The organism is Acetobacteraceae bacterium, assembly GCA_039613835.1.
Classification (GTDB): Bacteria; Pseudomonadota; Alphaproteobacteria; order Acetobacterales; family Acetobacteraceae; genus Sorlinia.
Map to the genome: position 1 here is coordinate 1223862 of CP154827.1, position 21660 is coordinate 1245521.

General features: G+C 56.7%; 18 protein-coding genes and 3 pseudogenes. 13 read left to right on the top strand and 8 right to left on the bottom strand.

The features are described 5' to 3' along the window. Window positions 1-59 precede the first annotated feature (59 nt). Window positions 60-680 carry a heme ABC exporter ATP-binding protein CcmA gene (gene ccmA / locus AAYR33_06705; protein ID XAO70747.1) on the top strand — a complete coding sequence of 207 codons (621 nt, stop codon included), beginning with the start codon at window positions 60-62 and terminating at the stop codon, window positions 678-680. A 4-nt stretch (window positions 681-684) separates the two neighbouring features. Next, complete coding sequence (ccmB, locus tag AAYR33_06710) at window positions 685-1356, top strand: heme exporter protein CcmB (protein XAO70748.1); 672 nt, start codon at window positions 685-687, stop codon at window positions 1354-1356. Between the two features lie 58 nt (window positions 1357-1414). On the opposite strand, the gene accC is transcribed toward ccmB, so the two are convergent. From accC to aroQ, 3 genes are read right to left on the bottom strand one after another with little or no spacing between them, the layout of a single operon-like run. Then, window positions 1415-2761 (bottom strand): acetyl-CoA carboxylase biotin carboxylase subunit, encoded by a 1347-nt coding sequence (gene accC, locus AAYR33_06715; protein ID XAO70749.1) that lies wholly within the window; start codon window positions 2759-2761, stop codon window positions 1415-1417. Between the two features lie 14 nt (window positions 2762-2775). Then, the gene (locus tag AAYR33_06720; GenBank protein ID XAO70750.1) at window positions 2776-3207 is read right to left on the bottom strand and encodes an acetyl-CoA carboxylase biotin carboxyl carrier protein subunit; all 432 of its coding nucleotides are present in this window, start codon (window positions 3205-3207) and stop codon (window positions 2776-2778) included. Further along, window positions 3207-3674 (bottom strand): type II 3-dehydroquinate dehydratase, encoded by a 468-nt coding sequence (gene aroQ, locus AAYR33_06725; protein ID XAO70751.1) that lies wholly within the window; start codon window positions 3672-3674, stop codon window positions 3207-3209. The genes AAYR33_06720 and aroQ overlap by 1 nt, the downstream gene beginning before the upstream one ends. 263 nt (window positions 3675-3937) lie before the next feature. Between aroQ and AAYR33_06730 the strand changes: the two genes are divergently transcribed. Both AAYR33_06730 and AAYR33_06735 read left to right on the top strand, forming a co-directional pair. After that, the gene (locus tag AAYR33_06730; protein XAO70752.1) at window positions 3938-4312 is read left to right on the top strand and encodes a hypothetical protein; all 375 of its coding nucleotides are present in this window, start codon (window positions 3938-3940) and stop codon (window positions 4310-4312) included. A gap of 17 nt (window positions 4313-4329) precedes the next feature. Further along, window positions 4330-4536: a septal ring lytic transglycosylase RlpA family protein gene (locus tag AAYR33_06735; protein XAO70753.1), complete on the top strand. Its 207-nt coding sequence runs from the start codon at window positions 4330-4332 to the stop codon at window positions 4534-4536. Window positions 4537-4591: 55 nt separating this feature from the next. On the opposite strand, the gene AAYR33_06740 is transcribed toward AAYR33_06735, so the two are convergent. After that, a complete protein-coding gene (locus AAYR33_06740) occupies window positions 4592-5647 on the bottom strand; it encodes a YihY/virulence factor BrkB family protein (GenBank protein XAO70754.1) in 1056 nt (351 codons plus the stop codon). Window positions 5648-6104: 457 nt separating this feature from the next. Between AAYR33_06740 and AAYR33_06745 the strand changes: the two genes are divergently transcribed. From AAYR33_06745 to AAYR33_06775, 7 genes are all read left to right on the top strand, one after another. Further along, the gene (locus AAYR33_06745) at window positions 6105-7004 is read left to right on the top strand and encodes a TonB-dependent receptor plug domain-containing protein (protein ID XAO70755.1); all 900 of its coding nucleotides are present in this window, start codon (window positions 6105-6107) and stop codon (window positions 7002-7004) included. A 49-nt stretch (window positions 7005-7053) separates the two neighbouring features. Continuing rightward, window positions 7054-7818, top strand: a complete 765-nt coding sequence (locus tag AAYR33_06750) for a TonB-dependent receptor (protein XAO70756.1) — start codon at window positions 7054-7056, stop codon at window positions 7816-7818. A 133-nt stretch (window positions 7819-7951) separates the two neighbouring features. Beyond that, the gene (locus tag AAYR33_06755) at window positions 7952-8401 is read left to right on the top strand and encodes a hypothetical protein (protein ID XAO70757.1); all 450 of its coding nucleotides are present in this window, start codon (window positions 7952-7954) and stop codon (window positions 8399-8401) included. Next, complete coding sequence (locus AAYR33_06760) at window positions 8391-8618, top strand: hypothetical protein (protein XAO70758.1); 228 nt, start codon at window positions 8391-8393, stop codon at window positions 8616-8618. The genes AAYR33_06755 and AAYR33_06760 overlap by 11 nt, the downstream gene beginning before the upstream one ends. Next, entirely contained in the window at window positions 8612-10003 is a 1392-nt protein-coding gene (locus tag AAYR33_06765) for a hypothetical protein (protein XAO70759.1), read from the top strand. Before AAYR33_06760 ends, AAYR33_06765 begins: the two co-directional genes overlap by 7 nt. 25 nt (window positions 10004-10028) lie before the next feature. Next, the gene (locus AAYR33_06770; protein XAO70760.1) at window positions 10029-11690 is read left to right on the top strand and encodes an NAD-dependent malic enzyme; all 1662 of its coding nucleotides are present in this window, start codon (window positions 10029-10031) and stop codon (window positions 11688-11690) included. Beyond that, window positions 11690-13093, top strand: a complete 1404-nt coding sequence (locus AAYR33_06775) for a class II fumarate hydratase (protein ID XAO70761.1) — start codon at window positions 11690-11692, stop codon at window positions 13091-13093. The genes AAYR33_06770 and AAYR33_06775 overlap by 1 nt, the downstream gene beginning before the upstream one ends. A gap of 171 nt (window positions 13094-13264) precedes the next feature. Here AAYR33_06775 and AAYR33_06780 read toward each other — a convergent pair. Then, window positions 13265-14770, bottom strand: a pseudogene (locus tag AAYR33_06780) (aldehyde dehydrogenase family protein). A 293-nt stretch (window positions 14771-15063) separates the two neighbouring features. Beyond that, window positions 15064-16272 (bottom strand): cupin domain-containing protein, encoded by a 1209-nt coding sequence (locus tag AAYR33_06785; protein ID XAO70762.1) that lies wholly within the window; start codon window positions 16270-16272, stop codon window positions 15064-15066. 390 nt (window positions 16273-16662) lie between these two features. Between AAYR33_06785 and AAYR33_06790 the strand changes: the two genes are divergently transcribed. Next, window positions 16663-16833 carry a hypothetical protein gene (locus tag AAYR33_06790; GenBank protein XAO70763.1) on the top strand — a complete coding sequence of 57 codons (171 nt, stop codon included), beginning with the start codon at window positions 16663-16665 and terminating at the stop codon, window positions 16831-16833. An 81-nt stretch (window positions 16834-16914) separates the two neighbouring features. On the opposite strand, the gene AAYR33_06795 is transcribed toward AAYR33_06790, so the two are convergent. Next, the gene (locus tag AAYR33_06795; GenBank protein ID XAO70764.1) at window positions 16915-18507 is read right to left on the bottom strand and encodes a sulfur transferase domain-containing protein; all 1593 of its coding nucleotides are present in this window, start codon (window positions 18505-18507) and stop codon (window positions 16915-16917) included. A 35-nt stretch (window positions 18508-18542) separates the two neighbouring features. Next, a pseudogene (locus AAYR33_06800) lies at window positions 18543-19416 on the bottom strand (MBL fold metallo-hydrolase). Between the two features lie 393 nt (window positions 19417-19809). Between AAYR33_06800 and acs the strand changes: the two are divergent. Further along, window positions 19810-21650, top strand: a pseudogene (acs, locus tag AAYR33_06805) (acetate--CoA ligase). The last annotated feature ends 10 nt before the right edge of the window (window positions 21651-21660 follow it).

Genomic DNA, 21660 nt, shown 5'->3' on the forward strand with positions numbered 1-21660 from the left:
ATAAGATGGCAATGTAAAAGTTTTAGGGTATTGCGCAGGATTTGGGTTATCTATGGCACATGTTATGTGCCGAACAAATAACCGTTACACGGGACGGGCTACCGGTGCTTCTCCGTGTCGGTTTTTCTGCCGGGCCCGCCCACGCGCTGCGCGTCTCCGGCCCTAACGGCGCCGGTAAATCGACCCTGCTTCGCGTCGTCAGCGGTCTCAGGCGACCGGATGGGGGGCGGGTGACGTGGCAAAGCGAGGATATCACCCATGATTTCCATGCGCATGCCCTTCGGGTCGCTTATCTCGGCCACCGTGACGGGCTGAAGCTTGATCTCTCACCGCGGGAAAATCTCGCCATCCACCGCCATCATGCGCGCTTCGATGTGACGGAGGCCCTGACGCGCCTTAACCTTCCGCAATGTGCGGATGTACCGGTGCGGCAATTATCCGCTGGCCAGAGGAGACGCGTCGCCCTCGCGGCCCTGGTGATGAAACATGCGCCGATCTGGTTATTGGACGAACCTCATCTCGGGCTGGACGCGACGGCTCTGCTGCGCCTGGGGGAAATCACGCGGGACCATCTCCGGGAAGGGGGGATTGCCATTATCACCACCCATGCGGAATTGCCCACCCCCTTCACCCATATCCTCACTTTGCCGGAAAGGCCCGCTTCCTGGGTGACGGATTAAAATCGTGACGAAAACCTTCATCGCCATCCTCAGCCGCGATGTCCGCCTGGCCTGGCGCCACGGCACGGACTCATTTGCGGCGCTCCTGTTTTTTATCCTGTGCAGCAGTCTTTTCCCGCTTGCGCTGAGGCCATCGCCCGATTTGCTGCGGCGCGTCGCCCCCGGCATCATCTGGGTCTGCGCCCTTCTCGCCGCCATGTTGCCGCTTGAGCGCCTCTTCAGTGCTGATCTTGAGGATGGATCCCTCGACTCATTGATCCTGACCGGGCTCCCCGCCCCCTATATCGGGCTTGGGAAAATCTTCTCCCATTGGCTGACAACCGGCCTGCCGCCGCTGCTTGCTTCAGGGCCGATGGGGTTGATGCTGGGCATGTCCCCGGCAGACCTGCCCGCCCTGCTGGTGGGCCTTGCCATCGGCACGCCCCTCTTATCGCTCATAGGCGGGATGGCCGCCGCGATTGCGCTGGGTGCAAGGCGGGGCGGGGTCTTATTGCCGCTGATTATTCTGCCGCTGGCCTCACCCGTTCTGATTTTTGGTGCAAGCGCCGTTTACCGGGCGCAATATCACCTTCCATCCGGGCCGGAACTTGATGTGCTTGGCGCTTTTCTGCTGGTGGCGCTCCCGGCCTGCGCTTTCGCCACCGGCGCGGCTTTGCGCGCCGCTTCACAGGATTAAGTCACGGTGTAAAGCCCCGCTTTACCGTGTCCCTGCCAGCAGGTCCGTCAAACGGAACCTAGCCCTCCCGATGGGCAACGAAATTTTCAAGCCAGTGGATCGTGTAATCGCCTTTGCGGAATTCCGGGTCCGCCAGAATTTTACGATGCAGGGGGATGACGGTTTTGACGCCTTCCACGACGCATTCATCCAGAGCACGCTGCATACGTGCAATGGCGGCATCCCGATCTGGCGCATGGACGATCAGTTTCGCGATCATACTGTCATAATAAGGCGGCACGCGGTAACCGGAATAAAGGGCGCTGTCGGTCCTGACACCCAGCCCTCCCGGCGGGTGAAACACTTTGATAAGACCGGGATCCGGCGTGAAAGTCTCCGGGTCTTCCGCATTGATGCGGCACTCGATCGCATGACCCCGGAATGTGATGTCAGATTGTTTATAACCCAGCTTTTCCCCCGCCGCGATGCGGATCTGCTCGCGCACGAGATCCACATCACAGACCAGTTCCGTCACTGGATGCTCAACCTGGAGGCGAGTATTCATCTCGATGAAATAGAATTGCCTGTCCTGATAGAGGAATTCGAGGGTGCCGACGCCACGATAGCCCATTTTCTTGAGGGCGTCCGTCACCGTCCGGCCGATCGTGTCGCGTTCCGCAGCTGTCAGGGCCGGAGAACCGGCCTCCTCCAAAAGTTTCTGATGGTGACGCTGGAGGGAACAATCCCGCTCCCCGAAATGCACAACGTGGCCATGCGTGTCCGCGTGGATCTGCAACTCAATATGGCGCGGCTTATCGAGATATTTCTCAAGATAAACCTCATCATTGCCGAAAGTCGCCCGTGCCTCGGTCCGGGCAACGTTCCAGGCTTCCTCCAGCGCGTCCTCACTTTCGGCAACTTTCATGCCGCGACCACCGCCACCCGCCGCAGCTTTGATCAGCACCGGGTAGCCAACGCGGGAGGCCACTTCCCGCGCCGTCGCGCTATCCGGCAGACCACCATCCGAGCCAGGCACAAGCGGAACACCGAGCGCGGCCATGGTCGTCTTGGCCGAAATCTTGTCACCCATCGTCCGGATATGCTGCGCTGTCGGGCCGATAAAGGCGATGCCGTGCTCTTCCACCGTCTCGGCAAATTCAGCATTTTCAGACAGGAAGCCATAACCGGGATGGATGGCCTCCGCGCCCGTAATCGTCGCCGCTGAAAGGATCGCGGCAACATTGAGGTAGGAATCCCGCGCGGCTGGGGGACCGATGCAAACAGCCTCGTCCGCAAGGCGCACATGCATGGCATCCGCATCGGCCGTTGAATGAACAGCGACGGTTTTGATTCCTATCTCGCGGCAGGCACGCTGGATGCGAAGGGCAATCTCGCCACGATTAGCGATGAGAATTTTTGAGAACATGAGCGCGGAACGCCTTATTCGATGATGGCCAGAGGTTCACCGAATTCAACGGGGTCACCATTAGAAACCAGGATGCGCGTCACCTTGCCGGCGCGCGGCGCCTTGACCTGATTGAACGTCTTCATCGCTTCGATTAGCAGAATTGTCTGCCCCTCCGTGACGGACTGTCCCACCTGCATATAAGGCGGCGCGGAAGGGTCCGATACCAGATACACAACGCCCACCATCGGGCTCTTCACCGCGCCGGGATGGTCCGCTGTCGCCACAGAGGCGCCGCCACTCACGGCGGCCACTGGCGCTGGCACGGCCTGCGCCAACGCCGCCGCCGCGCGCGCGACACGGATGCGGTGCTCCTTCTCCGCGATTTCAATCTCGCTCAGGCCCGTTTCATCGAGAAGATCGGCCAATGCGCGTATGGCATCTCCGTCCACTTGCATACGGCTCATTATTCGTCCTCATCCTGGAACATATCATATAAAGCGCGGATCGCCATTTGATACCCGCGCACACCAAATCCGCATATGACGCCAATCGCCACCTGTGCGGTGTAGGGTTGATGTCTGAACGCCTCGCGCTGATGGATATTGGAGATGTGCACCTCCACCGTTGGCAGCTCAACCGCCAGCAGCGCATCCAGCAATGCGATTGAGGTGTGCCCATAAGCAGCCGGGTTCAGGATAATGCCGTCCACCCGGCCCCGGCATTCCTGTATCCAGGACATAAGTTCACCCTCAATATTTGTCTGACGGAAGTCAATCTCAACAACGTGGTGCTCTGCACTGAGAACTTCCGCCGTTCTGTGGCAGAGGAGTTCAGCATCGTCCAGCGTCGCACAACCGTAAACTTCCGGTTGCCGAATGCCGAGTAAGTTGAGGTTGGGACCGTTAAAAACGGCAATCTTGAGGCGGGTCATAAAGGCCGCATTTAGCACTTTCCGGCAGTTTGGGAAATATCCCTTTTGACGGTGCTTCCTCTATTTGCCCCATTCCTGCTTTTTTGTGAAACAATTGAGGTTTCGCAACGATATACCGTTAGGCGGAATTACGCGCGCAGATGTCAACCGCCAGGCGGAGGAAGGTCAGCAACATAGCGCGACCAGCGCCCGCATCGATGCGGCACGCAGCGCCAGATCGACCGACAGCGTCGGAGAGGATGAGACATGGAGGGTAAAAATTTTTGCGCCCTAAAACGACACGCGGCAGAAAGGTGAAATCCAGACGGGCCGTCCCGTCATCTCGCCAGAAAGCCGCCGGGCTTTACGTGCTTCTCGGTGCTGTGCTTGGCACATCACCGATGACCGCTGACTCACACACCCAGATGCTGAAGCCAAAACCGACATCGAACCGGAAATCGGTCTCGGCCTCCTCTAAAACAACACGCTTCCCCGTCGGGAGTGTCACAGCCGCCGACCTGAAACGTTACCTCATTAGCCGGTGGGTGCGCGGAGGCGTCGCAAGCTGGTATGGTGAGGCCTTTGCCAAACGCCGCACAAGCAGCGGCACACATTTTAACCCTAAAGCCAGACGGCCGCCCATCATCGCTTGCCTCTAGGGTCTAAGGTTCTGGTCGTGGACACGCAGACCCATCGATCCGTGATTGTGACGATTAATGATCGTGGCCCTTACAGCCATAATCGCGTCATTGACCTGTCACACGGCGCCGCGAATCGCCTGGGCATTGTGCATCGCGGCCTCGCCCATGTGCGCATCGCCCTGCTGACACCGTCAGGGGACCAGGATGACACGCCAATCGAGGTTGCGCAGGCACCTGAGTGATTATGCTCTAACCCGCGGGTCCGCCGCTTTTTAAGCGGGTTTTAATGATACAGTCTCACGCCTTGGCGGCGTTTTTCGCGGTCTGGACCTCATCCTCACGCGGCCCACCGGGGACAGCCGGCTCACACCCTTTATCGCAATCCTGCAACCCGATATTCAGTTGCGCGCCAAAAAGCACGACATAGGTGCTCACGAAGAACCACATCATAACCGCCGCGACCGCGCCGAGTGACCCATATGTCGCCCCGTAACTTGCAAAATGCGCGACATAATAGGAGAAACCAAGTGATGTCAGCACCCAGAGCATCGTGGCCACAAGGGACCCTGGCAGAACCCAACGCCAGTCTGGTGCTTCCCGGCAGGGTGCGTAACGGAACAAAAACGACACAGCGACAAAGATAAATAACAACATTAATGCCGGTGCGCCGAAATGCACGATGTTCTTGATGCCGTAACTCATCAGATAAAGCGCCCAGCCCCGGAGTTTAGGCGTTAAATTCCAGATCCCGAAATGATCGAGAATTTGAGGGAGATAATCGACGAAAGCAGGCAGCGCGACCATCAGGGCCAAAGTCAGCGCCGCGCCGAGCACGGCCAGTAACGTCATGCCGAGCGACACGAACTGATAATGTAGAAAGCCTCGCGTCTCATCTACATTATGGGCGATATTCAACGCGGCGAGCACGGATTTGGTGCTGGAGGACGTTGTCCATAAAGCGAAAGCAAGGGACAGAATCAGCCCGAGGGTCAGCGATACATGGGGGCGGCAGATCAGCAGATGGATCTGGTCGGAAATCAGGTCAAAGGCGGCGGGCGGCAGAAGATTGCGCAGCACCTGAAGTTGCGGCTCAACTGAGTTGATGTCAAAGACAAGACCATAAAGAGAGAGCAGCGTCGTCATGGCCGGGAAGAACGATAAAGTCGCGAAGAACGCACATCCTGAAGCTGAAAGGGATGACTGTGTTGAGATCAAATTGAGAAAAGTTTGTTTCAGGACAAGCAGCCAGCCCTTGAAGGGCATACGCAGCGGACTGCCGACATCCGTCCCCGGCGCGTCCTGCCCGGCATCGACAGGCTTTTTCTTTTTTTTAAGATGATGTCGCTCGGTCACGTTAACGCCTTTAATATCATGTCGGAAAGGTGGTAACTGATGAATTGTCCCGTATAATGATCTGACGGTGTTCAGGACATAACTTCACCTATGAAATGTGACGCTTCCGCCACATAAATGTTCCCCAAATTCATCGTATCAACGTCGTCAGGCCGGTTGGGAAGGGCGTCTTTATAAGCGCCATGCATCACCGTCCGGGAGTGAGTTAAGAGCGGTGATACGAAAAATGTCGTCTTCATCGGCCGTGTTGTTCAGACGGAAACAACCAGAATTTTCTTCCTGCTTTTAACAGACGCTTAGGCAGCTTGACCAGATATCACTACCATCTCACAATGGTATTGCAGCATAAAAGTCACGATAATTGACAGCCGCGAAATTTGCATTTTAACCTTTGCGCCCCCGTCGTCAGTTTTAAGCCCGCTATATCAGCGACCCCTCATTTCATGCGAGGCCCTTTTTGATCAGCCGCCTGACCTGTCGACATGTCTCGAAGCTGTTAAAGTCGCGCCTTGTCACTCATGTGCGCTATATCGGTTTCTCATATCTTTCCGTCTCCTGCGCGATGGGGGCTGTCAGCGATCGTGAAAAACTACCACCCGCGCCTGAGGCCGCCACCCCTTCGGAGAAGACGGCCGAACATCTCACCATCCACGGCCAGAGCGTCACAACGCACGCCGCGCAGAGTGAAGATATCGTCAAGGGAGAGACCCTTACTGCGCGCAATGTGCAGACGATATTCGGGCTGCAATATCTCACCCCCTCTTTGCAGGTGACGCCACAATTCGCCTCCGGGCAGCCTGGTTACACGATACGCGGTCTCGGCTTTAACGATTATGCCTCAAATAATGCCGCCGCCGTCGGCATATCCATCAATGGTGTTGCGCAGACCTTTCCCTTCCTGACCGGGGGCCTGATGGCGGATATCGCGACCGTGACCATCCATCGCGGGCCGCAAGGTTATGAAGGGGGGCGAAGCGTCTCTACCGGTCTGATCGATTATCGCACTTACCGGCCGGAAGCCGTGCTCGCTTACGGCGCGCGCTTTCAGTATGGTCGGTTCGGGTCGATGGTTGTGGATGGACACGCGTCCGGGCAGGTTGCGCCACGCTGGCTGAGCCGCATCAGCTTTGAGTCACGACAGGGCGGCGCATGGCAGATCGGACCATCCGGCGCGGATTTCGGCAATAGCAATCAGTCTGTCGCACGGCTGATCAACCGCATTCAGGTCCATGACGCCTTGACCCTCTCTTTGGATGTTCACGGATTATATGACCGCTCAGATGGGATGGGTCTCCACCGTTTCACGCCGTTGACGACGATGAAAAATAAGAAGCGGGGAGCCTGTCCTCCCGGCTGATCATGATCGTCGGCAGACATGGTGGGGCACATCACCCAGCTTCGCCCGCATGGCAGGTTTGCAGCTGGGCCAGAAACCTTTCCATCACGTCTCATCAGACGGTGGCGTTTTCACATTGGAGGAGAAATTCGCTGGGACGAAACTGGAAGCTGTGACGGGTTTCGATGCGAGAAACCGGCGGGAATATGATAATTTCGGCGCGGCGATTGAACTCGTAGCAAATATCGCCTTCAAGACGCACGCCAACACATTGGTGCAGAGTTTGCGTCTGATCTCCACATCATTATCTCGCTTTCACTGGGAAACAGGGCTCTGGTTCAACCATCAGACGCTCTCCGACCAGTATCTCACCGGATTTGCCGCAAGCTATGGCTTTAACCGATCCGTCACTTATCGTCAGACAGGGATGACCATCGCCGGTTTGGGCAAGTTGCGTTATGACCTGACCCCAACCCTCTCCCTCAATGCGGCGGTGCGCGTCGATCATGAAAACCGTGCCTTGCATGATTACCGTGCCTATACTTATACGCTGGGCGGCGTGATCACCAATCCGAGCAATATGCTTTCATCCCGAAGCCTGACATACACATTGCCAACCGGTGCGATCGGGCTGGATTACCACCCGACATCCCACCTGCAATTCTACACTTCTGCCAGACGCGGGATGAAATCCGGTGACTTCACCTCCTATAATTCCACAAATGTTGCCCTCTCCACCTCCCCTTTCCGGCCGGAGCAATTATGGGCCTTCGAAACCGGCGCGCGCGACGCTTCCCGCCTAGCATTTAACGGCGGAGCTGAGTGCGTTTTATGATGATCTGCATGATGAGCAGGTGCAATCCGCGATCCTTGACCCCACTGTCGGGCTGCTGGACGCCATCGTCAACGCGCCGCGCGCCCATATGTCGGGCGGCGAATTCAACCTGCGCTAGTCACCCTGGCAACATATGCTGATCACGCAGGGGGGCGGCTGGGCTGTCGGGCGGTTTGACGATTTCACCGCGCTGTTTTCCGCCCAACGGCAAAATGGTGTTTTTGTCGCGACTTATCAGGATAAAAGCGGCACCCATCTACCCGCACCGAAACTGACCCTGACAGGCAGCATCGCCTATCAGATCCAGATGGCGGACTGGCAGGTCACCCCCTCCATGAATTACGCGCTTCACAGCACTTACCGGTCCCTTTTCGGTCCCCTGTATAACGTGAACGGCTATAAAATCTTCGGCGCGTCCCTCAGCGTGCGCCCACCCCATTCCCATTGGGTTTTTGCGTTTTTCGGCGACAATATTTTCAATAAGCAATATGATGTTGACCGTAACTTTTTTGTGGCCGGAGACAATGTCGCGCTTGCCGGAACGCCCGCCAGCTGGGGAGGACGCATCGCCTGTGAATTCTGAGGGCAAGTCGTCTCAACTCGTCATCTCATCGCAGGCGCGGCGCTTACGAGCTTTCTTCCTCACAGCGCCTTTTATCAGCTTGCTGATCCCGCTTCTGATTCTGGAGCACCTTCAGTTCAGCTTATTTGGCGTTAACAGCGTCTTTCTCTGGCTTTTTGCGAGCATCCCGCTGACCAGCCTTTATCTCTTGGCGGCGGAACGCTATCTGACATGCTGATCACAATTGAGGTTGCCGCGTCCCTCGGGCTTATCGCGTTACTTCTCGCTTTGTCGGGAGGACGTTCCGGGCAGAATGCGCCGCGTTTTTTCGCCGCGGCCGGACAGTTCGGCCTGGTCCTGTATGCTGTGCTCGCCATCGGCGACACTTACAGTATTGGTACGCTTCTGGGATTTCCCGGGTCCATCTACGCGGATGGCGGCTTCGCGGCGCTCTGGTTTTGCGGTTACATTATGCTCGCTTTCCCCATCGCGACCATGCTCTATCCCCGCTTATGGCAGATCGGTCAGGAATGTGAAGCCGCGACTTTGATGGATCTCTTCCGATACCGTTTCAATGACCGACGCTTTGACCTCCTCCTGGCCGCCCTGCTTTTCCTGTGTTTCATCCCGCTTGGGACATCGCAATTTATCGGCCTGCAATCCGCGTTCAATCTTCTGGCCGGTCCTGGCGCCCCACGCGGCGTGATGGCGGCCCTCGTCTTGTCCGGGCTGCTGACCTTTCTCATCGCGGCCGGTCAGGGCATGGGTGGGACGGCGCGGGCGGCAATCCTGAAGGACGTGCTGGTCATCTCCGCAATCGTGATGGTGGCGGGCGCGGCGTTGATGGCCGGGGCCGGATGGCTTTCCCCGTCACATCAAGGGGTCACCGAACCGCCAGAAGTTTTTCATGCCTTCACGCCCAGTGTCAGCGGAGATCTCTTCATCCTGACCACCATTGCCGTGCAGGCAAGCGCTTTTTGTATCTCCCCCCCGACCCTGGCCGCGATTTTCTCAGCCCGTCATGTCGAGACCGTGCGACGGGGCCAGATATGGATGCCCCTTTATATGCTGCTCTTCCCGCTTCTCGGGTTTGTGGCGGTATATGGCCATAACCACCATATTGCCGCGGCGCGTCCCGATGATATCTTCCTCGCGACAGCGCAGGCGCTTTTACCCGCATGGATGATGGGATTTGTTCTTGCCGGGACATGTCTCGCCGCCTTCGTCATCCTCGCCAGTTGCAGCATCACACTTGGCGGCGTCGTGGCACGCAGCGTCGTGCTGGAAAAGACAGCCCGGCAGCAGATCCGCATCGGGCTGGTGACGATCGCCGCCTATCTGACGCTTTCCCTCATCGGCGCACTCACTGCCAGAAATCTGCTGATCTCACTGAACACGATGTTTTATCTCGGACTGGCGCAGATCCTGTCTGGCGTGCTGGCGATCACCTTCAATTGGCGCGTCTCATCGGCTGACCTGATACGCGGCATGGTGGGCGGGCTCGCCTCAGGGTGCGTCCTGCGATTTGGTGGATTCAATCTTTACGGCGTTAACCCCGCCTTTATGGCTGTCATCATCAATTTATGTTTGTGCTGCTGGGCGGCCGGGCGGGAAAATAAGTAAATTGTGCCTCGGAGAATAAAACGTCATGACAGAAAACCTCTCTTTCCACCTTTCCACAAAAAGCCTCCTGGAGAATCCCGTTCTCAATAAGGGCCTGGCTTTCAGCAAGGCGGAGCGCGACGCGTTTGGCCTGCACGCGCTTTTACCTCCTGCCGTCAGAACGCTGGAAGAACAGTTAAAAACGGCCCGGATGCTGCTTGATGATATGGAGTCGCCTTTCGCCCGGCATATTTATCTGCGCAGCATTCAGGATAGTAACGAAACCTTGTTCTACGCCCTGATCGCGTCTGACCTCGAAACAATGCTTCCCTTGATTTACACCCCGACTGTCGGAGAAGCCTGCCAGAAATTCTCCACCATCTGGCAACGTCCGCGCGGCCTGTTCCTCTCATATGAGGACCGGGAGAATATGGAAGCCCGCCTGGCACACCCCGCGCTTGATGACGTCCGGGTGATTGTCGTCAGTGACGGGGAACGCATACTCGGTTTAGGTGATCAGGGCGCAGGAGGGATGGGCATCCCGATCGGCAAATTATCGCTCTATACTGCCTGCGCTGGCATTGCCCCGCAACATACTCTCCCGATCCTTCTCGATACCGGCACGGATAATGAGGCGCGGCTGGCGGACCCATCTTACATTGGCAGTCGTCATAAGCGAGTTCGTGGCGCGGAATATGATGCGTTTATTGAGCAGTTTGTTGAATGCGTCATGAAAAGATGGCCGCATGTCCTGCTGCAATGGGAGGATTTTGCCGGGGTTAATGCCGCACGCCTCCTCGCGCGTTACCGGGATCAGCTTTGCACCTTTAATGATGATATTCAGGGCACGGCTTCCGTTGCCGCGGGTGCCATCCTCGCCGCCAATCAGGCTTCCGGTAAAAGACTCTCCGATCAGACGATCGTCATGCTCGGCGCAGGTTCCGCAGGTGTCGGCATTGCGCGTCTGCTTCTGGCGGCGATAGAGGATGAAGACACACCGCATGAGGAAGCCCGTCAACGCTTTTATATGCTCGATAAAGACGGATTACTGACAGCGCAAAGAGTGGAAATGCTCGATGAGGGTCAGAAGCTTTTTGCGCGCGATGACTGGTCGAGCGCGAAAGGTGATCTCGCGACATTGATCGATACGATCGACGCCGCCATCCTGATTGGCGTGTCCGGCGTCGCGGGTGTCTTCTCGGAGGAGATCATCCGCAATATGACGCGTAAGACGGAACGGCCGATTATCTTCCCCCTCTCGAACCCCACTTCCCACGCGGAAGCAACGCCGGAAGACATCATGCGCTGGACGGATGGCAAGGCACTTGTCAGCACGGGCAGCCCCTTCCCGCCTTTGCCATACAAGGGCACGACACGGCGGGTTGATCAGACAAATAACTCCTATATCTTCCCCGGTATGGGATTGGGCATCATCGCATGCCGCGCCATGCGGGTGACGGAGGCGATGTTTATGGCCGCCGCTAAAAAGCTGGCCGCGCTCTCGCCGTTACATCAGGACCCGGACGGTAACTTGCTGCCACCTGTCACGCAATTGAGAGATGTCGCGCGAGATATCGCCATCGCGACTGCGCTTCAGGCCCGCGCAGATGGCGTGTGCGCGGGTTTTTCCGATGACACACTTGACGGCATGATCGACCAGCATATCTGGTCACCTCAATATAAAAGCTACAGTAAGGCACGCGTATAATGACGGATTTTCGGACCGAACGGGATGGGCTCGGTGATATTGATGTCCCCGCCGATAAATTATGGGGTGCGCAGACGCAGCGCTCACTCCATTATTTTAGCATCGGTTGGGAGAGAATGCCGGTCGAAATGATCGAGGCGTTCGCCATGATCAAAAAGGCGAGCGCCGAGGCCAATGCCGCCAGCCAACGTCTCGGGAAGACGCAGCATGACCTGATCACGCAGGTTTGTGATGAGCTCCTCGCCGGGCAACATGCGGAGATGTTTCCGCTTCACGTGTGGATGACGGGCTCTGGCACGCAATTCAATATGAATGTCAATGAGGTGATTTCCAACCGCGCCTGCCAGATTGCCGGGACAGCGCTTGGCAGCAAAATGCCGGTGCACCCCAATGACCACGTCAATATGTCGCAATCCTCTAACGATACTTTCCCGACAGCCATGCACATCGCCACTGTGCTGGGGACGGCGCGCAAGGTGTCGCCCGCCGTGCAGGCGCTTGCGGCGGCAATCCAGCGCAAGGCGGATCACTGGGCCGACATTGTCAAAATCGGCCGCACCCATATGCAGGATGCCGTCCCTTTAAGTGTCGGGCAGGAGTGGTCAGCTTTCGCGACGCAATTACGGGAGGCGGCCGCACGTGTGTCAGATGCGGTAAAGGGGCTCTACCCCCTTGCCCTGGGCGGCACGGCGCTCGGCACGGGCATTAATACGGATGGGGCTTTCGCCTCCCATGCCTGCGCCCGGATCGCGACATTGACAGGCCACGCTTTTACTAGCGGGCATGACAAATTTGCCCTTCAGGCCGCGCATGATGCGCTTGTTCATCTCTCCGGCACATTCCGGGGGCTCGGCGGGGTGCTGTTCAAAATCGCCAATGACATACGCCTCCTCTCATGCGGACCGCGCGCCGGGCTGGCCGAACTTCATTTACCGGAGAATGAGCCGGGATCATCCATCATGCCGGGCAAGGTGAACCCGACTCAGGCAGAAGCACTGGCGATGCTGGCCTTACAGGTGATGAGCAATGATGTCGCGGTCGGGATGGGCGGGGCGTCCGGGCTGTTGCAGATGAATGTCTATAAGCCGCTGATGATTTATAACACTCTGCAGAGCATCACACTCATCCATGATGGCTGCGAAAACTTCCGCCGCTTCCTGATTGAGGGGACGGAACTGAATGCCGCGCGCATCCAGCGTTATGTTGATGAATCAGTGATGCTTGTCACTGCTTTGGCGCCGGAGATCGGATATGACGCTGCCTCAAAAATCGCCCATGATGCGATGGCGCGGGACCGCACTTTAAAAGAGGCGGCGCTCGCTTCCGGGAAATTGACGGAAGCTCAATATGACCGCCTCATTGACCCGAAAAAATTGCTGGCGCCGAATGTCGTCATATCCTGACGGGATGTGCGATCCTCGACGCGCGTTCGGCGGCCAGCAGCATTTGGGTCTGCTCTCAACGATATCGAACGCGCCTCGCCTGAACGAGACCAAGCCTTAAAAAAGGGTGCCATTTATCGGGCGCCCTTTTTTAAGGTCAGACAAGGTCACCCCCGCCCTTCAGGCTGTTTCTCAGAAGAAACCGACTTTATCCTCACTGTAGCTGACCAGCATGTTTTTCGTTTGCTGATAGTGGTCGAGGATCATCTTATGCGTCTCACGTCCGATGCCCGATTTCTTATATCCACCAAAGGCTGAATGCGCGGGATAGGCGTAATAGCAATTGACTCAGACGCGACCGGACTGAATGCCACGCCCCATGCGGAAGCATGTATTCGCGTTACGGCTCCACACGCCACGCCGAGACCATATTCCGTGTCATTGGCAATGGCGAGTGCTTCCTCCTCCGTTTTGAAGGTCGTCACGGCGAGGACGGGGCCGAAAATCTCCTCCTGGAAGATCCGCATTTTATTATGGCCTTTAAAGACCGTTGGCTGAATGTAAAAACCATCATCCAGCCCGTCGCCTAATTCGGCGGCGTCGCCACCCGTCAGAAGTTCAGCGCCTTCCTCACGACCGATCTTGATGTAGGAGAGAATTTTCTCCTGCTGCATGGTGGAATTCTGGGCACCCATCATTGTCGCGTGATCAAACGGATTGCCCTGCTTGATGACTTTGACGCGCGCGATCGCCCGTTCCATAAAGGCATCGAAGATGGATTCCTGCACGAGGGCACAGCTGGGGCAGGAGCAGATCTGCCCCTGATTGAGCGCGAACATTGTAAAGCCTTCAAGGGCCTTATCAAAATAAGCGTCATCCTTGTCCATAATATCGGCAAAGGAGATATTGGGCGATTTACCACCAAGCTCCAGCGTTGCGGGAATGATGTTTTCCGCCGCCTGATGCGCGATGCGCTGGCCAACCGCCGTTGACCCTGTAAAGGCAATTTTCGCAATGCGCTTATTGCCAGCCAGAGCCGAACCGACTTCCTTGCCCAGACCGTTCACGATATTCAGCGTGCCGGGGGGCAGGATATCCGCGATGAGATCCATCACCACGAGGAGGCTGGCGGGCGTCGTTTCTGCCGGTTTCAGGACAATCGTGTTCCCCGCGGCGAGCGCGGGCTCGATTTTCCAGGCGGCCATGAGAATCGGGAAATTCCAGGGGATGATCTGCCCGACCACGCCGAGAGGCTCATGAAAATGATAGGCGTAAGTCGTCGCATCGATCTCACTGATGCCGCCTTCCTGCGCGCGGATGCAGCCAGCAAAATAACGAAAATGGTCAATCACCAGCGGGATGTCGGCATTGGTCGTTTCACGGATGGGCTTGCCGTTATCCCACGTCTCCGCCTGCGCGATGAGGTCGAGATTCGCCTCCATTTTATCGGCGATTTTCAACAGAATGCGGGAGCGGTCCGTGGTGGACGTCCGGCCCCATGACTCGCGCGCCGCATGGGCCGCATCGAGAGCCAATTCAACATCCGCATCGGATGAATGCGGCACCTCACAAAAGACGCGGCCATCGACGGAGGCCGATTGGTCATGTAAGCGCCATTGACCGGCGGGACCATTTTCCGCCGATAAAATTCTCATAACGCGCCTTGAAACGCGTTTTGACGGGAAAAGCAGAGGACATATCAAATAGCCTTCTTGTCGTAAAATATAACGAGGATGCCCTTCGAGGCTGGCGTCATGGGGATAAGCTACCCCGATGACGCAAAGACATCTTAAAAATTTATTTTCTGTTTATAGATCATGGTTCATAAGTCAAAAATAACCGCGTACGATAAAGTTTTTCATATTTTGTTAATCTTTGGCAGCACATCTGACATGTGACGGCGCGGCGAGATTTGAGCCGCGCCCTGTCATAAGCGCAAAGATCCTCCAGCGTTCGGGTGTTGGCGCCAGGCCGGATCACCCCATCACGCCTCAACGCGGCATGAAGCCCCTTCGCGCCATGGGGAAATGGTCAATCACATCAACGGGAAGGCCGAGCGTCTCCGCCGTGACTTCCACTGGCACATGCGTCAACCAATCAGACAGGCCGTATCCGGCATATCGATCGGCCTTATAAACGGTCAGGACATGCAAGTCCTGCGCACCGCGATTGACGATGCAATGTCCCTGCCCCCGCGGAATATTCCAGACATCGTTTTTATCAAGACGCGCCGTCTTCTGATGCCCGTCCGTGCACATGACCGTCAGTTCCGCCGTGCCGGAAAGCACAATGCCGAATTCCGCCGCATGGGGATGCCAGTGCATCTCACGCATGCCATTGACGTGAATCACATCGCTCGCCGCTGAGAATGGACGACTGGCGGGGAAGCTTGCCGGATCAACGACCTGCATATAACCGCCCGCCGTGCGCGCATAAAAATTGGAGCGGGAGAAGAGATAGACGATTTTCTCGGCACCCGGCCTGATCCGCGCATTTTTTCGTGCCGTATCGAGATCACTGGGGTTGGAGAGGCGGCTGATCCAGCGCGGTTCTTTTTTTGACGCGGCAAAAACCTGTTGCGGCATGTTGAAGTTTTTCTCGAGCAATTCGGGCGGTGTCGCGGCCATCCAGGCCGAAATCGAATTTGTATGAAATTCCGAGCCGTCCGCGTCATCTAGAAACATCAGGGTTTCCGCACCGGTCGGGGCGAGTCCGATGATACTGTGCGGCGTCCCGGCAGGAACCGACCATATATCGCCCGCCCCGACATCATCGACGGAGGAGCGTCCCTGCTCATCCAGCGACATAATGCGGCATTTGCCTGAGACGACGTAGCCCCACTCTGCCTGCTGTCGCCAGAACATCTCGCGCATACACCCGACCTCAAGCCCCATATTGACAACAGCGAGGTCTTTGAGGGCGTGAAATTGCGCGTCATTGAGCTCTCGCGCCCATCCGCCATCGACCTTATGCATCTCAGCGCGATTGAGAGACGCGACAAAATCGGGGATGGCGGCACCATGCAGGTTTTGCTGCGAGGGTGGCGCATGTGTTTTGGACGGGCCGGGCGCGGTGCTGGCCGATTTACGTCCATTTTCCTTACCGGAATGTGGTGCGCCTACGGGCATGGCCTGTGCGACACCGCCCAAACCCGCCAAACCTGCTATTGAGAGGAAGCCACGACGTTGGAAACGACTCATTTCTTCGACCTTCTCTTCCCCGGAAAAAGCTTGGCCCTGAGCGATGCGACGCGATTCATGATGCGCGCCTGATCTCCCGACTTCTCACAACTGGGCGTCACCGTCAAATGGCGTTCAATCATTAAGGCTTAAATCCGGTAAATGCCCTGGTGATCAGTGTGGGAGAGGGCCGAAAATCCAGCAGTTTGAAACGGGTCAAGCCCGTCGCGTTGTCGGAGAACATCGTTAACGAGGAGTTTTTACATAACGGATCAGCTTCCCAATCAGGACACGCCGCCGAAAACGGAAAATCCCGACGCGCCCACCCAAAACCACGACTCAAGTGTGTTTGGTAATTTCTTCAAGAAGGGCAACAATAATACAGAATACAACAATCATAGTGAGCCAAGAATGTTGACGACATTGTCAAATACCAAATGCAGGATCGGCATTGTCGGTATCATCATTGTCGTCGCCGCAGCCTATGCCCTTAACATCAACCCGATGAATGCGCTGAATTTCTTCTCCGGTAGTCAGAACCAGTCGCCACCGGCTTATCATCAGACGACGCAGACTCGATAAGTGACCGTCGGACATTCATTTCCGACGGCGCAGATTGGCTGACATTGTTGTAAAGATCGCGCTTGGGAAGCGACGGGTCGCCTAACGGCGTTTCAGCCCAAGCATGATTTCCCGCCCTTTGAGCATCGCATTCCAGTAAATAAAGGGCAGGCCAAATTTTTTCAGGGTCCAGGCGGCGCGGGACGGCTTGAAACCATTGATGATCCATTTCGGGAAGCTTGGCATTAATTTGCCACCATAACCGAACTCCGCAAGCACAACCTTACCGTTTTCGACGGTAAGCGGGCAGCCGCCATATCCATCATAAGCATAAGGCAGGTCGCGGGAGTCCATCATCGCCAATAGGTTCTCCGCGATGATCGGGGCCTGTTTCCGCGCGGCGGCCGCTGTTTTGGCGTTGGATGTCCCGATTACATCCCCCACACCGAAAACATTTTTGAAGGTAATGTGCTGCAATGTCTGCGGATCAACCGCGAGATAACCCTCCGCATTGGCAAGCGCGCTCTCCCGCACGATTTTTGGGGCCGATTGGGGTGGCACAACATGCAGCATGTCAAATTGCCGCGTGACGATTTCCGTCTTGCCGCCCGCCTGACGCTCAAATGTCGCTGTCTTCGCATTGCCATCAACATGCACGAGCTTTGAATTCAGCTGCAAATCAACCTTATATCGCTGAATATAGGACATAAGCACGGGAACGAAATCTTTCACGCCGAACAAAGCCGGGCCCGCCACGTCAAACTCGACCGAGATCGCGTCATTGACGTGGCGCTTCGCCCAGGCATCGCAGGAAAGATAAACAGCTTTCTGGGGTGCCCCAGCGCATTTGAACGGCGCGGGCGGCTGGGTGAAAATCGCCTTACCCGTTTCAAGCCCCTGCACCAGCTCCCACGTATAGGGCGCGAGGTCATAACGGTAATTCGAGGTCACGCCGTTTTTGCCCAACGTCTCCTCAAGCCCCGGGATCGCGTCAAAGTTCAGAGTGACGCCTGTGGCAACCACCAGCGCCTTATAGGAGATTTCCGTCTCATCCTCGAGCAGGATCGTGTCATTTTCAGGACGGAATGCCGCGACCGCATGATGCACCCAATTCACATCTTTCGGCATAACGGAGGCTTCCGTGCGCCTTGTGGCGTGCTTGCTGAAAGCCCCGCCACCGACGAGTGTCCAGGCTGGCTGGTAATAATGCGCGGCTGCCGGTTCAATCACCGCAATCGTCAAATCCGGTCGTCTTTTGATCAGGCTCGCCGCGGTGGCGATCCCGCCGGAACCGCCCCCCACAATGACAACATCAAATTTATGGGCCGCAACATGCTTGCGACCAGGAAGCGCACGTAACAGGTCATACGCAATGCGCACCCGCCCGCCGGAGCGACAATAAGCGTAGATGCGGGCCTTCGCGTCGTCGCCTTTAAGGTCGTTGATGATGTTTTGCAGCCGCCGCAACATTTCTTCATCCGGACGCTCACTCGACCGCATGGGCAGGAGACCGAACTGCAAACCAGCCGCTTCGGCAGCCGCGGCTATCTCAGCTGCTTTCGGCTGTTCCGGCTCTTCATCATCCGGTCGCAGGCAGAGGATGGCAGTATAGCCCTCTTTGACGAGTCGAGGCATATCATCCACTGTGACCTGTCCCGCGGCGGTAAAGTCGGAGGATAGTGGTTTCACGCTCATATTATTCTCCTGCTTCCTGGCCAGATAACACCGCCTCAGAGGCGATTGACCGGAATCTTGATGTAACTTACCCCATCATCCTCCGCTTCTGGAAGATGGCCACCGCGCATATTGACCTGCACGGACGGCATGAGAAGGTTGGGCATGACGAGATGCGTGTCCCGCTCCTGGCGCATTTTGATAAATGCCGCTTCTGAAACACCATCAAGCACATGGATGTTCCCGTCCCGCTCCGCCCCGACCGTCGTGGCGAAACAATATACGTCCCGTCCTGGCGCTTTATAATCATGGCATAAATAAAGCCGCGTCTCACGCGGGAGGGAAAGAAGGCGCCGGATTGAGCGAAAAAGCTGCCTCGCATCGCCACCGGGGAAATCGGCACGTGCCGTGCCGAAATCGGGCATGAACAACGTGTCTCCGATAAAAGCGACATTACCGATCACGTAGGCCATATCCGCTGGCGTATGGCCCGGCACATGAAGCGCCACCGCCTCTAGCTTCCCGACGCGGAATTTTTCACCATCCGCGAATAAATGGTCAAATTGGGAGCCATCGCGGGCGAAATCTGTGCCCGCATTGAAGATTTTCCCGAAGACATTCTGCGCATCGATGATATGCGCCCCGATCGCAAGCTTGCCGCCTAGTTTCTCCTGCAACCATGGGGCGGCTGAAAGATGGTCGGCATGGGCATGGGTCTCAAGCTGCCAGACCACGTTGAGGCTCTCAGCTTGGATGAATTCCATTATCTTCCGGGCGCTCGCCCCCCGTGCGGCCGGAAGCCGGGTCATAAACAACGTGGCTCGCCGTGAAGGTCGCCTCATCAAAGAAGCTTTTCACAGAGGGAATCGCATCCTTCTCAATCGATTTCTCGATGATTTCTGCCGCGTTACGAAGAGGATCGTCCGTCATCACACGCCTTCCCGTGAGGCCCCGAAAGAAACTTTTTTATATCATTCATGATGGCACAATGACAGAAACTTGAATGGTCTGACAATGTATGATCACCGCGCGACTTTGCTTTACTTTGCGCGGCTTAAATATGGAAACGGCACTTGATGAGTGCACTGACGCGAAACGCCCACCGGACGCGAGTGGACAGGGTGCGTGCAATATTGCAAGGTTTACGGTCCGCTGAATGAGGATGTAGACATAACGTGCTGCGTCATACGCGTTCCGGACGGTTGATTTCAAATCAGGATTGCTGGGCGTCCCATATCATCAAGGGCTTCATGAATGACATCCATCGCGCCAACTAATGTCGAAGCGCCTGAGCATCTCCCCCCGATTTTTCGATGGCACGAGATGCAACAAAAAGCGGCGTTGAACCCGGACGCGCACTGGATGGATCTCGCCATGCGCCTGGCATGGTTCACCGCGCCAACGCAGGCTCTGAGTGCTTCCGGCCTTTGGTTTGAAGGTGGAAAGCTAAATGCCTGCTTCAATGCCGTGGATCGCCATCTTGAAACGCGTGGTGATCAATTAGCTTTAATCTGGCAGGGAGAAGCGGCCGATGAGAAGCGGGAACTAACTTACCGCGCGCTCCATCGGGAAGTCTGCCGTATGGCGAACGTCCTTCTGCAAGTCGGCGTGAAAGAGGGTGATCGCGTGGCGATCCACCTCCCCGCCATTGCGGAGGGCGTGATCGCGATGCTGGCCTGTGCGCGGATCGGGGCGATCCATATGGTGCTTTTTGGCGGTTTCTCCGCCGAGGCCATCGCTGACCGGATTGCAGATGCGGATGCCAAACTTATCATCACCGCCGATGTCGGTCGACGCGGGCCGAAGCGCGTCCCGTTCAAGAAAACAATTGATGTGGCGTTGACGTACCTTTCACCCGACCAGGTCAAGACCATACTCGTCATGTCTGTAACGCATGAGGACGTGCCGATGCAGGAAGAGCGAGACCATCTCCTTGCCCCCTCATCACCGCAGCGCCGGATGCGCTTCCCTGCGTCACGCGCGATGCGAATGATCCCCTTTTTCTGCTTTATACCTCGGGGAGCACGGGCAAGTCGAAAGGCATCGTGCACGGCACGGGCGGTTACCTCACCTGGGCAAGCTTCACCCAGAATGTGGTTTTTGACCATCGTGAGGGTGATGTCTTCTGGTGCACGGCTGATCTCGGCTGGATTACCGGGCATAGTTACGTGGCTTACGGGCCACTCTGTAATGGCGGGACAATCCTGATTTATGAGGGCATTCCCTCCTACCCCGATCCTGGCCAATGGTGGCGCGTGATTGAGAAATATCGCGTCACGAGTTTTTATACCTCCCCCACCGCGATCCGCGCCCTGATGCGGGAGGGTGATGATGTGCCGGGTGAGTGCGATCTGAACTCCCTGCGCGTGCTGGGTTCCGTCGGTGAACCGATCAGCCGAGAGGCATGGGAGTGGTTCTATCGGGTCATTGGCCGCAATCGCTGCCATCTTGTGGATACATGGTGGCAGACAGAGACGGGGGGCATCATGATCTCTCCCGTCCCCGGCATCATTGAGGGTGAACCGAGCGCCGTCACCTTGCCGCTGCCCGGTATTGACGCTGTGTTGCTGGGCCCGGATGGTCAGGAACGCGAAAATGAAGGTGAGGGCGTCTTATGTATCCGCCGCCCATGGCCCGGACGCGCGCTTTCCATCTGGAAAAATGATGAATTGTTCCAGAAAATCTATCTGGCCCCCTATCCCGGATATTATTTCACCGGCGATGGGGCGCGACGCGACGGAAATGGTCATTATTGGATTACCGGCCGCGTTGATGACGTGATTAATGTTTCTGGGCATCGCATCGGTTCTGCTGAAATTGAGGATGTTCTGGCCGATGATCGTGATATTGCGGAATGTGCCGCCATCGGAATACCCTATTCCCTGAAAGGCCAGGCCGTCGTGGTGTTCATCGTGCCGCGAAATGCGGCGCAGGCCGACATGCTGCCGGAACATGCACGCCAGATCGTCTCCCGTCGGATTGGGCGTTATGCGGTGCCGGAACATATTTATGTCGTGGATGATCTGCCCAAAACACGGTCCGGCAAAAATGTCCGCCGCCTCCTCCGAAAAATCGCAAGTGGCGAGAGAGACGGGTTTGGGGATTTATCGACGCTGAGTGACCCGGATTGCATTGAACGCCTCCTTGACGCAACGCCCATGTGACGCGATGCGC